This is a genomic window from Salinivibrio sp. PR6, from assembly GCF_001995955.1.
Classification (GTDB): Bacteria; Pseudomonadota; Gammaproteobacteria; order Enterobacterales; family Vibrionaceae; genus Salinivibrio; species Salinivibrio siamensis.
In genome coordinates, this window is sequence record NZ_MUFA01000021.1 from 1 (window position 1) to 13119 (window position 13119).

Consider the following 13119-nt stretch of genomic DNA (forward strand, 5'->3'; position numbering starts at 1 on the left):
ATCTTTTGATGACATACCAAATAATCGAGAAAGATATCTAAAAAACATCTATATAAGGGATAACCCATTTCCATCAGGGCAGAGAGACCACTTCCTTTCACCAGACGATGGTAGTGTTTATAGCGAAAAACATCAGTATTACCATCCTATATTTTTAAACCTTGTTCGTTCAAAAACCTACTATGACATGTTTTTGGTTGATACGGATGGTAACTTGGTGTACACGGTAAAAAAAGATGAAGACTATGCAACAAATCTAATCCATGGCCCATGGAAAGACTCTTCTCTTTCAAAACTGTTTAGTAAAATAAATAATGAAAGAAAGCCTGGTGAAGTATACTATTCAGATATTGATTTTTATGAGCCCAATAATAATATACCCTCGAGTTTTATAGGGACTCCTGTTTTTGATAGAAATGTTAATTACATGGGCGCGTTAATCTTTCAGCTTCCTATTGAACCTATAAATAAAATCATGCAAGTGACGGCGGGAATGGGAGCCACTGGCGAAACCTATTTAGTCGGATCTGATTTTTTAATGCGAAGTGACTCCAGATTTTTAGAGCACAATAATATACTGAAGACTAGAGTGGRGACTGTGCCATCAAGAGATGGTTTACAAGGCTCATCAGGAACAGGGTTATTTACCGATTACCGAGGGCGACGTGTGTACTCCGCTTATGCCCCTATCTCTTTCAAAGGCATTGAGTGGGTGATGATTGCTGAGGTCGATCAAGATGAGGTATTCCAGCCTGTATCGGAAATGAGTCAAATATTCCTGTTTACTAATCTTATCGTTTTTGTATTTGTTGTTTTTTCAGGGTATTTATTAGGTGTTAGCATATCAAACCCGATAAGGACAATGACAAGTACAATGCTACGGCTAGCAAAAAATGACCTCTCGACTAACGTTTATATTAGTCAGCGTGAGGATGAAATTGGCCAAATGGCCAAAGCACTTGTTGTATTTAAGAATAATGCTGAGAAGCGAGAAGAGTTAAAGTCTCAGTTAGAACACTTGGCTAACCATGATAATTTGACAGGATTGGCCACTCGTGATTTCGCGATGAAAAAACTAGAGGTTATAACTCAATCATCAAAAGAAAAAGGTCATTATGTCGCTGTAATTTTTGTTGATCTAGATAACTTCAAAAGAGTAAATGATAGCTTTGGGCATCAAACAGGGGATCGGGTTTTGTGCGACATAGCTAATACGTTAAAGGAGTTAGTCCGACAAACTGATGTTGTGGCAAGGATTGGTGGAGATGAGTTCTTGCTTATATTAGCCAACATGCCTGATTATAATGCTATTAAGCTACTAGTCGATGAAGTGATGTCATCAGTAAGAACGACGCTATCTCACACTGACAAGCTCAGCTTTGTCTCGTTAAGTGTTGGTGTTTCTGTCTTTCCAGATGATGATACTATTATAAACAGGCTAGTCATAAAGTCTGATAAAGCAATGTACCGAGCTAAAAACAATGGAAAGAATCATTACTGCTTTTGGAACGAGCAAGATGGTATAGACGAATAAGGTAGGCGTTGTTTCGTAAGCGGTTAATAAACCCTACATACCCATAAGAACATAGGCTTTGCCATAGCGCGGAGGGTGTTCAATATTCTGTGTCAGCCAATTTTTCATAGGTCTATGTGATCATCCAGTCGGCCTTCGAAGTGAATGCTCAGCTGCGATAGCGTCAGGCTCCAGTTCTGCACGGGTGAGACCAACGCCCAGACGTCTTCAACATACCCGCATAGAGCAGCTTGAGCAAGCTGTTCTCGTTCGCAAAACCGCCTTTGTTTTTAGTCAATTTGCGGAACTGACGGTGCGCGGCCTCAACGGCGTTCGTCGTATAAATGGCGGCACGTACGTATTTCGGGTATTTGAAGTAAGTAGAGAGTGTGAACCATTTATTGCGCCAGGACTTAATAACGATGGGGTATTACAGTCATATATCATCCCTTTTTGATACAGTCTAATGAAATGAAACAGAATTCTGAACAATAACTCGCCTGCCGAATAAAATCCTCGATATAATCCTCTTTCTCTCCAGCACGTATTCCTAGATGGATGGATTTATTGATGCCGCTTTTTCCCATACGTAGAACATGTAAGTTAAGTTGTTGTTGGTACTCTTTTGCCAGCCACTTCGGTAAGGCCGCAATGCCTCGGCCTGCGGCAACCATTTGTAGCATAATATCTGTTGTTTCAATGGTTTTGTGTTTGCGTGGCGCACAATGTGCCGGGGCGAGAAACTGCGTGAACACATCTAAACGCGCTTGGTCAACAGGATAGGTAATGAGCACTTCTTGTGTCACCTGATGGGGTTCGACATGAGACTGCGATGCCAGCGGGCTCTGTGGATGAGTCACAAGCACTAATTCGTAATCAAACACGGAGACGTATTCAATCCCTGGTTTAAACAAGGGATCCGGAGTGACGAGCACATCAATATCATGACCAAATAATGCCCCTAGACCACCGAATTGAAACTTTTGTTTCACGTCAACATCCACATCCGGCCATTGGTGCAAGAAAGGCTCAACCACCTTAAGCAGCCACTGATAGCAGGGGTGACATTCCATGCCAATGCGCAGGGTGCCGCGCTGACCTTGTGCAAATTGTTTAAGTTGCTGCTCGGCATGCTCAAATTGAGGGAGCATACGCTCAGAGAGGGTCAGCAAGTACTCACCAGCCTGAGTGAAATGTAATTGTCTGCCTGATTTTTTCCACAGGCTAACGCCTATCTGACTTTCTAATTTTTTCATCGCATGGCTAATGGCAGATTGGGTGAGATAAAGCGTCTCTGCCGCGGCGGTAAGCGATCCTTGCTCTTTGATGGCACGCAGAATATGAAGATGATGACGTTCTAACATGTCTTTTCCATGACCAAATTTCATTAATTGATGAAATAATGCCATTTTAGTTCATAACGAGAAAGCCCTATGCTGAACTCAACTCAAAGGAGGACGTATAGATGGCTAAAACTCATAACCTCGGTTTTCCCCGCATAGGGGCACAGCGCGAACTAAAATTTGCACTCGAACGTTACTGGCGTGGCGAATCATCCCAGCAAGATTTAACCAATACTACGGCGGCTCTACGCCGTACCCATTGGCAACAACAAGGTAAGCTCGATGCCGTTCCAGCGGGTGACTTTTCCTTTTATGACCATGTACTCGACACCAGCTTTTTAGTCGGCAATGTCCCTGATCGTGTGGCTGATCATCAAGATAACACCCTCGATAACTATTTCCGCGTCGCCCGTGGCCGCTCGGCGAACGATACTGGCTGCCAGTGTGTCCACGCTGGTGAAATGACCAAATGGTTTGACACCAACTATCACTACATCGTGCCAGAATTCACAGCACAAACCACCTTTAGCTTGCATGCTGAAAATCTATTGGCGCAAATAGAAGAAGCCAAACAAACCGGTGTTCAGGCTAAACCTGTTTTAGTCGGCCCCGTCACGTATCTGTGGTTAGGCAAAGAAAAAGATGCTTCTAACAAGCTGGATCTGCTTGATGAACTCTTGCCAGTTTATCAATCGCTCCTGAGCACGCTGGCAGAACAAGGTGTTGAATGGGTTCAAATCGATGAGCCTATTTTGGTCACTGAGCTTGCCCCTGCGTGGCAAACAGCAATAAAAACCGCGTATCAGACGCTAAGCCAAACCAACGTGAAGTTATTGCTGGCAAGCTACTTCGGCGAGCAAGCTGAAAATCGTCAATTGGCGCAATCCTTGCCCGTTGACGGTTGGCACCTGGATGCGATTCGTGGCCGAGGGGATGTTGCGTCGTACCAAGAAGCACTTGGCGATCACCAAGTCCTGTCTCTTGGTGTGATTAACGGCCGTAACGTTTGGAGAACCGATCTTAATGCCACGCTAGCTTGGCTTGAACCCATTCACCAAGCACTGGGCGATCGTCTCTGGCTCGCCCCCTCTTGTTCATTGCTCCATGTGCCCGTCGATTTGACCAGCGAACACAAGCTCGATCCTGAAGTAAAAAACTGGCTCGCCTTTGCCCATCAAAAGCTTGATGAATTGGATGTGCTTGCCAACGCGCTCAACCATGGCAAGCAAAGCGTTCAACAAGCACTGGCCGACAACCGCCAGGCTATTGAGAGTCGTCAGCAGTCACCACGCGTGCACAACCCTAATGTGCAAGCTGCATTGGCGGCGATTACACCGCATCTGGGTAAGCGACAACGCCCGTTTGCAGAACGCATTCGCTTGCAACACGAGCAGCTCAACCTGCCACGCTTCCCGACCACTACCATTGGCTCATTCCCACAGACGAGCACCATTCGCCAGACGCGCTTGCAATACAAAAAAGGCGAGATTGATGCGGTGACCTATCAGGACATTATGCGCAAAGAGATCGCCCATGCGGTCGACAAACAAGAAGCTCTCGGGCTCGATGTCTTGGTCCACGGTGAAGCCGAGCGTAATGACATGGTGGAATACTTTGGTGAACAATTGGATGGGTATGTGTTTAGCCAGTTCGGTTGGGTGCAATCGTATGGCTCTCGCTGTGTGAAGCCGCCGATTTTATTTGGTGATATCGAACGCCCGAAAGCAATGACCGTAGAATGGACGCAGTACGCACAATCTCTCACCGATAAGCCGCTCAAGGGCATGCTTACCGGACCGGTGACGATTCTCAACTGGTCGTTTGTCCGCGATGATCAGCCGCGAGCGCAAACCTGCAACCAACTGGCACTGGCGATCCGCCAAGAGGTGCAAGATCTCGAGAAAGCTGGCACCAAGATCATTCAGATTGATGAAGCAGCCCTGCGTGAAGGCCTACCTCTGCGTCGCAGTGAATGGCAACACTATCTCGACTGGGCCATCAATGCGTTTAAAATTGCGGCTAATGGCGTGAGTGACGAGACGCAAATCCACACCCATATGTGCTACTCCGAGTTTAACGACATCATTGCATCGATTGCGGATATGGACGCTGACGTCATCACCATTGAAACCTCACGCTCGGATATGGAACTGCTGGACGCGTTTGATCACTTTGATTATCCCAATGACATCGGCCCAGGCGTTTACGATATTCATTCCCCCAATACGCCCACTCAAGCACAAATTGTGGGCTTGATGAACAAAGCCGCTGCGCGGATCCCCGAAGAAAGGTTGTGGGTGAACCCGGACTGTGGATTAAAGACCCGGCAATGGGATGAAGTGATCCCAGCATTAGAAAACATGGTCGCCGCAGCAAAAACACTTCGCCAATAACCAGCGTCAATGGCGCTGCGTCAGCAAGGCGAAGAATCAAGATAGCGTCAAATAAAAAAACGCGCCACGGATAACTCCGGTGGCGCGTTTTTTATCGCAAAAGAAAAGGGAGCCTGAGCTCCCTTTTCTCCAGAATCTTAGCGACGGATGCCTAGACGCTTGATAACGTCCAAGTAACGGTCAACGTTGTTCTTTTTCAGGTAGTCCAGCAGCTTACGACGACGTGAAACCATGCGTAGCAGGCCACGACGGCTGTGGTGGTCACCTTTGTGCTCAGCGAAGTGCGATTGCAGATCGTTGATTGATGCGGTCAAAAGGGCGATTTGAACTTCTGGTGAACCAGTGTCGTTATCAGTTTTACCAAAATCAGCAACGATTTGTGCTTTTGCTTCTGCAGTCAGAGACATAATGCTCTCCTAATAAGAGTGTGTGATTATCATGCACCAGCCAATCTCTGATTCAGCCGGTGCCCGAAGGCGCGTATTCTACTGACTTTCGTCTAAGGTAGCAATCTATCCGCGCCTCTTTTTGCCGTCACCACGCGCAAAGGCATCATGTTTCTAGCGTGCGTCGGGCTGGCGACTGGCCACCAAACGACGCGGTGCTACCAAGCCATCGGCGTCAATTTCTCCCACCCCAATAAAGTGACGCTCATCGCCCGCCGTTAAGCGAACAAAACCACTCGTGGGAGCATTGGGCACTTGAACCGCTTGCCCTTGCAATGCATAGCTGGCCATCACCGGCAGCAAGTTAATTTCACGTAAGTCTTGCACCGCGGTATCGAGTGGCAGCAACAAAGGATCGAGCAACTGCTTAGGCTGGATCTCTTGTTCTCTGGCTTGATTGAGCAAGCTTTCCAGTTGCTCAAGCGTCACCATCTGGCGCGTTGGGTAGGCTGATACGCCAGTACGACGTAAGGCCGTCACATGCGCCCCACAGCCCAACATTTCACCCAGATCGTCGACGATAGTGCGAATATAAGTGCCCTTGGAACAATGCACTTCCATTTCTATCTCGTCACCTTCAAAGCGCAGCAATTCGATCTGATACACCTTGATGGTACGCGCTTCACGCGGCACCTCGATACCTTGGCGCGCGTATTCATACAAAGGTTTCCCTTGGTACTTCAGCGCCGAGAACATAGAAGGAATTTGCTGGGTTTCACCACGGAACTTAGCAATACAACGCTCGAGTAAGCCTAGGTTAACTTTCACATCTCGGGTTTCCACCACGTCGCCATCGGCGTCAGAGGTGTTCGTCCGCTCACCCAGTTTTGCGACCACGCGATAACGCTTATCAGAGTCGAGCAGAAACTGGGAGAATTTGGTGGCTTCGCCCAGGCAAATGGGCAACATACCGGTTGCGAGTGGATCAAGTGCGCCCGTATGGCCTGCTTTTTCGGCAAAAAAGATGCGTTTTACTTTTTGTAAGGCATCATTAGAGGTCATGCCCGTGGGCTTATCGAGCAGGATAATGCCATCGACTGGACGACCTCGACGACGTTGACGACGCGCCATCTGTTACTCCTCACCTTTGTCATCTTCACCACGGCGCTCATCATCGCTGCGCACCGCTTTGCTTACCAAGTTGGAAATACGAATACCCTCAGTGAGTGACTCATCAAACACAAACGTCAGCTCTGGGGTCACACGCAAACGAATGGCCTTTCCAACCAAAGAGCGGATATAACCACTCGCTTCATTGAGGGCTTTGAGGCTTTCTGTCGGTGCTTGCTCGTCAACGGTTAAAAACGTGACGAAAACCTTCGCGTACGCCAAATCACGTGAAATCTGAACATCAGAGACAGTGACCATGCCAATGCGCGGATCTTTAATCTCGCGCTGCAGTATCAGTGCAATTTCTTTTTGCAGCTGATGGGCGACGCGGTCTGTGCGGCTAAAATCTTTACCCATTTTCTTTTCTCTCAATAAAATGGGGGTAAGCGCATGCGCCTCCCCCCACGGTGTATCCAAACAACCTGGTTGATTTATACGCTTAATCAGTCGATTGAGCGCTGAATTTCAACCGTTTCATAGACTTCAATCTGGTCACCAACGCGAACGTCATTGTAGTTCTTCACGCCGATACCACACTCGTAGCCTTTTTTCACTTCGTTCACATCATCTTTGAAGCGACGCAGTGATTCTAGCTCACCCTCGTAGATAACCACGTTTTCACGTAGTACACGGATTGGGTTGTTACGCTTAATCACACCTTCAGAAACCTGACACCCGGCAATGGCGCCCAGTTTCGGTGATTTGAAGACATCGCGTACTTCTGCCAGACCGATGATTTCTTGTTTGAACTCAGGCGCAAGCATACCGCTCATCGCTTGTTTCACTTCATCAATCATGGTGTAGATGACAGAGTAATAGCGCAGATCCAAGCTTTCATTTTCAATGGTCTTACGCGCCGCCGCATCCGCACGGACGTTAAAGCCACAAATGATCGCATTAGACGCAGCGGCCAAGACAGCGTCAGTTTCAGTGATACCACCGACACCTGAGCCGACGATCTTCACTTTCACTTCATCCGTTGACAGTTTGACCAGTGAATCTGCAATCGCTTCGACAGAGCCTTGAACGTCCGCTTTCAGCACGATATTCAGCTCAGCCACTTCACCTTCAGCCATGTTCGAGAACATGTTCTCCAGTTTGGCTTTTTGCTGACGCGCCAGTTTCACGTCACGGAACTTGCCTTGACGATACAGCGCCACTTCACGGGCTTTCTTCTCGTCACGCACAACCGTGGCTTCGTCACCCGCTGCTGGCACACCAGACAGACCGAGGATCTCAACCGGAATTGACGGACCCGCATGCTCTACGTCTTGGCCATTCTCATCACGCATCGCACGGACACGGCCATATTCCAAGCCACACAGAACGATATCACCTTTGTTCAAGGTACCTTCTTGAACCAGCACTGTCGCGACAGGACCACGGCCTTTATCAAGACGTGATTCAACCACCACACCGCGCGCCATGCCTTGCTCGACCGCTTTCAGTTCAAGCACTTCTGATTGCAGCAAGATAGACTCAAGCAAGCCATCAATGTTCTGGCCTTGTTTTGCCGAAACATGCACGAAGATGTTTTCACCACCCCATTCTTCTGGGATAACGTCATACTGTGCTAGCTCGTTTTTCACGCTGTCAGGGTTAGCGCCTTCTTTATCCATCTTGTTGACGGCAACAATCAAAGGCACACCTGCCGCTTTCGCGTGCTGGATAGCTTCTTTGGTTTGTGGCATCACGCCATCATCAGCTGCGACCACCAAGACAACGATATCCGTGGCACCCGCACCACGTGCACGCATCGCGGTAAACGCGGCGTGTCCAGGGGTATCTAAGAAGGTGATCATGCCATTGTCGGTTTGTACGTGATACGCACCGATGTGCTGGGTAATACCGCCCGCTTCGCCCGTCGCAACGTGCGCTTTACGGATGTAGTCAAGCAGCGAGGTTTTACCGTGGTCAACGTGACCCATGATAGTTACCACCGGCGCACGTGGTGCGGCGGGTGCATCGCTATCACGATCCGAGAGTACAGCCTCTTCCAGCTCGTTCTCTTTACGTAGGATAACCTTGTGGCCCATTTCTTCCGCCACTAATTGCGCGGTTTCTTGGTCGATCACTTGGTTAATAGTCGCCATCGCACCCATTTTCATCATGGTTTTGATGACTTCGGCGCCTTTAACAGCCATTTTGTTGGCCAGCTCCGCTACGGTGATGGTTTCGCCGATTTCAACTTCACGGTTTACTTTCTGCGCTGGCTTTTTAAAACCATGCTGCATCGATGATGGCTTAGCCATGCGGCCTTTGCCTTTTCCACCTTTGCCACGACGGCCGCGAGTGGTTTTATCCTCAGCGGCATTCGCTTTTTTCTTCTTCTTACGACGCGGGGCGGCACTTTCTTCGCGACGATCCGCCTCGTCTTCTGCCTCACGGGCATACTCGGAAGTGACTGTATGGTGATCAGCCGCCTCCATGGTATTGAGTGCTTTGTCTTGATCTGACCAGCGTTCTTGATTTGCTTCTGCCATTTTGCGTGCCTCTTCTAACTGCCGCTGACTTTCTTCTTCAGCTTTACGCTTGGCTTCCTCTTCCTGGCGACGCTTAAGTTCATCAGCTTCTTTCTTCGCTTGCGCATCAGCAGCTTGAGCTGCAGCAGTATCCGCTGCGTTTTCTTTAGACTGCTCAGTGTTCGGTTGCGCTTGCGGCTTGGCTTCACGCTTAGCTTTTTCTTCGGCTTCGCGTTTGGCTTTCTCTTCTGCTTCACGTTTGGCTTTTTCTTCCGCCTCACGCTTGGCTTTCTCTTCTGCTTCGCGTTTCGCTTGCTCTTCGGCTTCTAGACGCGCTTTTTCTTCGGCTTCGCGTTTCGCTTGCTCTTCCGCTTCTTGCGCTGACTTTTGCTCTTCAAGGTCGCTACGCTTCACATAGGTACGCTTCTTACGTACCTCAACTTGGACATCTTTGTTCTTTCCGCCAGCCCCTGACACGCTCAGTGTGCTACGTTTCTTGCGCTGAAGCGTCAGACGCGTCGGAGCATTGCCGTTATCACCGTGCTCACGCTTTAAATGCGCGAGCAAAGCTTGTTTCTCATCTTGGCTTACCTGATCGTCAGCCGACTTTTGCATACCAGCTTCTTTAAACTGCTTCAGCAGACGATCGACTGGCGTATCAATTTCCTTCGCCAGTGTATGTACTGTAACCTCTGACATTCTGCTCCTCCTTTGCCGTCTTTACGCTTCGTCGCTGAACCAGCAGATATTACGCGCGGCCATAATCAGCTCACCTGCACTGGTCTCATCTAATCCGTCGATATCTAACAGATCGTCAGTACCTTGATCAGCCAGATCTTCCAAGGTCTTCACGCCTTTAGCGGCGAGTTTAAAGGCCATTTCACGAGAAAGACCATCCAGTGCCAGCAAATCTTCGGCAGGTTCAACATCTCCCAGCGACTCTTCTTGTGCCAGCGCGATGGTGGTCAACGCTTCTTTGGCACGTGCGCGCAAAATCTCGACGGTGTCTTCATCTAGTCCATCGATTTCGAGCATTTCGCTGGTTGGCACATAGGCCACTTCTTCAAGGGTGGTAAACCCTTCTTCCACCAAGGTTTCGGCAAAGTCTTCGTCAATATCGAGGTACTTCACGAACAATTCGACAGAGGCTTGCGCTTCTTCCTGGTGTTTTTTCTGTAGATCTTCAACCGTCATCACGTTCAGTTCCCAACCGGTTAGTTGAGATGCCAAACGGACGTTTTGACCATTACGGCCAATCGCCTGCGCCAAGTTATCCGCCGCAACGGCAATATCCATGGAGTGCGTGTCTTCATCGACGATGATAGAGGCTACGTCGGCCGGTGCCATGGCATTGATCACAAACTGCGCCGGGTTATCATCCCACAACACGATATCAATACGCTCACCACCCAACTCGGTCGATACGGCTTGCACACGCGCACCACGCATACCCACACAGGCGCCCACAGGGTCAATGCGTTTATCGTTGGTTTTCACGGCAATTTTTGCCCGTGAAGCAGGGTCACGCGCCGCGCCCATCAGCTCAATCATTTCTTCGCCAATTTCTGGCACTTCAATGCGGAACAGCTCACTCAGCATTTCCGGCTTTGAGCGAGTCATGAACAGTTGGAAGCCACGTGCTTCAGGACGGACGGCGTAGAGTAAACCACGTACCCGATCACCCGGGCGGAAGTTTTCACGCGGCAGTTGATCTTCACGCTGGATAACCGCTTCCGCGTTGTTGCCTAGGTCAACGATGATCACATCACGGTTAACCTTCTTGACCACACCGGTAACCAGTTCACCTTCGTTGTCCATGAACTGCTCAACCACTTGCGCACGTTCAGCTTCACGCACTTTTTGTACGATCACTTGCTTAGCCGTTTGGGTGGTAATACGGTCAAAGGCAACAGATTCAATCTGATCTTCAACGTAGCCACCCAACTCTAAGGTTTCGTCTTCGTACTGTGCGGCTTCTAGCGTGATTTCACGCGTAGGCTGTGTCACTTCGTCAACCACGAGCCAACGACGGAAAGTATCGAATTCACCGGATTTGCGATCAATGGCGATACGTACATCAATGTCGGCTTCGTACTTCTTTTTGGTTGCCGTTGCCAGTGCGGTTTCCAGTGCCTCAAAAATACGCTCACGCGGAACGGCTTTTTCGTTTGAGACCGCTTCGACAACAGCCAAGATTTCTTTATTCATCTACTAATGCCTCATTTACTCTTAAAATGAAGGAACCAGGTTTGCTTTGGCGATATTACTCAAGGCAAACGCCTCATCTTGGCCGTCAACGCGAACCGTGATGGTATCGCCATCGACAGAAAGGATTTCTCCTTTCCACTTACGGCGGTTTTGCATAGCCATTTTCAGCACGATGTTCACTTCATGCCCGATGAATTGCTGATAATGATCAGCGGTGAACAGTGGACGATCAACACCTGGTGATGACACCTCTAGGTTGTAAGCCACTGTGATTGGGTCTTCTACATCCAACACTGCGCTCACTTGACGGCTCACGTCGGCACAATCGTCGACGGTAATGCCATTTTCATGGTCAATAAAGATACGCAGTGTCGAATGTTGGCCAGCTCGAACAAATTCAAGCCCAACCAACTCATAGTCCAACGCCTTAACCGGCGCGGCCAAAAGTTCAGTCAGTTGTTTCTCTAATCCTGTCATTCCAAACCCCAGAAATAAAAAAAGGGCTTAAAAGCCCAGTTACTATCCGAATGGTCTTCTTCAGATAACAAAAAACCCCGAAGATCGGGGTTTAATGTAACTGGACCCTGATGCTACGCCAGTAGCGTAGCCGTTATCGCTGGTGTCGGAATCATCTCAGCAATAACGAGAGAGTAACTCTCTGCACAAAGGCTTATTGGTCCGCTTCGTGCTGCCCCGAGGGCAAAAAGGCTAGCACGTGGCTAGCCCGGTTAGCGTGGCTTAAGTAAGAAACGCTAACGCGTTATTCAGTTTAGCCGTTATGTTAACAACAAACTTGAAATTGGTTGTAGGAAGCGGATTTTATCGCGCCGTGCAACGGCGCCGACCGAAGGTCGTGTTGATTGCATTCAACCTGATATTTCACTTCACCAACCTAAAATTGGTTGCGGGAGACGGATTTGAACCGCCGACCTTCGGGTTATGAGCCCGACGAGCTACCAAACTGCTCCATCCCGCGTCCGATGGCGACTATTATATCGCTTTTTGCAACAAAGGTGCAAGCAAATGCCCTTTGTGAACTTGGTGCCGAGAGCGGGACTTGAACCCGCACGCCTATAAAGGCACTACCCCCTCAAGATAGCGTGTCTACCAATTCCACCACCTCGGCTCAATTTTTACTGAGGGATCTCACTGTTATCAACAGGGATTTCGTCCTCTTTTGGCGCCGCTTGCTGTTGTGTAGCAGGCTCGCTTAAATCTTCAAAACCGCCTTTTGCTTCAGGCTTATGTGCAGAGAGGTTACCAAGCACCAAACTCAGGGCAAAAAATGCAATTGCAAAACCGGTTGTCATTCGGGTCAAAAAGTTTCCAGAGCCGCCAGAGCCAAATACTGTATTTGATGCTCCAGCCCCGAACGAGGCTCCCATATCTGCGCCTTTACCTTGCTGAACCAGAACCAGGCCAATTACACCGATTGCGGCCAACAGATAAATCACAAGTAGAATTTCGTACATGGTTCCACCTATGCTCCAGGTTGTTGAGCCGGCAGTGTTACTTCTCAGCCAGCGCAGCCCCCTTTGTTGGGAGCGGGTGAATACTAGCGAAAGCGCGGTGACGAAACAAGAGGAAATTGCAAAAAACCTTGATTTCGACGCTGTTTGCGCAATCTATGACCACCCGCTCGAC

Annotated in this window: 10 protein-coding genes, 2 tRNA genes and 1 pseudogene; 2 read left to right on the top strand and 11 right to left on the bottom strand. The window is 48.9% G+C overall.

The genetic code is table 11. The annotated features are described in order from the left end of the window. Positions 1–1534 (top strand): sensor domain-containing diguanylate cyclase (locus tag BZG72_RS13730; RefSeq protein ID WP_077667048.1); only part of this gene is annotated, 1534 nt, incomplete at its 5' end. A 104-nt stretch (positions 1535–1638) separates the two neighbouring features. Here the strand turns inward: BZG72_RS13730 and BZG72_RS13735 are convergent. Together BZG72_RS13735 and BZG72_RS13740 are read right to left on the bottom strand one after the other, a co-directional pair. After that, positions 1639–1943 (bottom strand): annotated as a pseudogene (locus BZG72_RS13735) (transposase); the annotation flags it as partial. A 13-nt stretch (positions 1944–1956) separates the two neighbouring features. Further along, positions 1957–2877: a LysR family transcriptional regulator gene (locus tag BZG72_RS13740; RefSeq protein ID WP_077667063.1), complete on the bottom strand. Its 921-nt coding sequence runs from the start codon at positions 2875–2877 to the stop codon at positions 1957–1959. A gap of 101 nt (positions 2878–2978) precedes the next feature. Between BZG72_RS13740 and metE the strand changes: the two genes are divergently transcribed. Then, positions 2979–5249 (top strand): 5-methyltetrahydropteroyltriglutamate--homocysteine S-methyltransferase, encoded by a 2271-nt coding sequence (gene metE, locus BZG72_RS13745; RefSeq protein ID WP_077667049.1) that lies wholly within the window; start codon positions 2979–2981, stop codon positions 5247–5249. Positions 5250–5386: 137 nt separating this feature from the next. Here metE and rpsO read toward each other — a convergent pair whose 3' ends face one another. The 9 genes from rpsO to secG all read right to left on the bottom strand — a co-directional run bounded on the left by rpsO (position 5387) and on the right by secG (position 12947). Beyond that, complete coding sequence (gene rpsO / locus BZG72_RS13750; RefSeq protein ID WP_077667050.1) at positions 5387–5656, bottom strand: 30S ribosomal protein S15; 270 nt, start codon at positions 5654–5656, stop codon at positions 5387–5389. A 153-nt stretch (positions 5657–5809) separates the two neighbouring features. Beyond that, complete coding sequence (gene truB / locus BZG72_RS13755; RefSeq protein ID WP_046075121.1) at positions 5810–6766, bottom strand: tRNA pseudouridine(55) synthase TruB; 957 nt, start codon at positions 6764–6766, stop codon at positions 5810–5812. A 3-nt stretch (positions 6767–6769) separates the two neighbouring features. Then, on the bottom strand, positions 6770–7162 hold the full coding sequence (rbfA, locus tag BZG72_RS13760) for a 30S ribosome-binding factor RbfA (RefSeq protein WP_046075120.1): 393 nt from the start codon (positions 7160–7162) through the stop codon (positions 6770–6772). An 86-nt stretch (positions 7163–7248) separates the two neighbouring features. Beyond that, positions 7249–9966, bottom strand: coding sequence for a translation initiation factor IF-2 (infB, locus tag BZG72_RS13765; RefSeq protein WP_077667051.1), 2718 nt, complete (start codon positions 9964–9966; stop codon positions 7249–7251). 21 nt (positions 9967–9987) lie between these two features. Further along, positions 9988–11475 (bottom strand): transcription termination factor NusA, encoded by a 1488-nt coding sequence (nusA, locus tag BZG72_RS13770; protein WP_077578313.1) that lies wholly within the window; start codon positions 11473–11475, stop codon positions 9988–9990. Positions 11476–11496: 21 nt separating this feature from the next. Continuing rightward, complete coding sequence (rimP, locus tag BZG72_RS13775) at positions 11497–11952, bottom strand: ribosome maturation factor RimP (protein WP_046075117.1); 456 nt, start codon at positions 11950–11952, stop codon at positions 11497–11499. 422 nt (positions 11953–12374) lie between these two features. Continuing rightward, positions 12375–12451, bottom strand: a tRNA-Met gene (locus BZG72_RS13780). A 63-nt stretch (positions 12452–12514) separates the two neighbouring features. Then, a tRNA-Leu gene (locus BZG72_RS13785) sits at positions 12515–12601 on the bottom strand. A 7-nt stretch (positions 12602–12608) separates the two neighbouring features. Beyond that, positions 12609–12947 (bottom strand): preprotein translocase subunit SecG, encoded by a 339-nt coding sequence (gene secG / locus BZG72_RS13790; protein ID WP_077667052.1) that lies wholly within the window; start codon positions 12945–12947, stop codon positions 12609–12611. Positions 12948–13119: the final 172 nt, after the last annotated feature.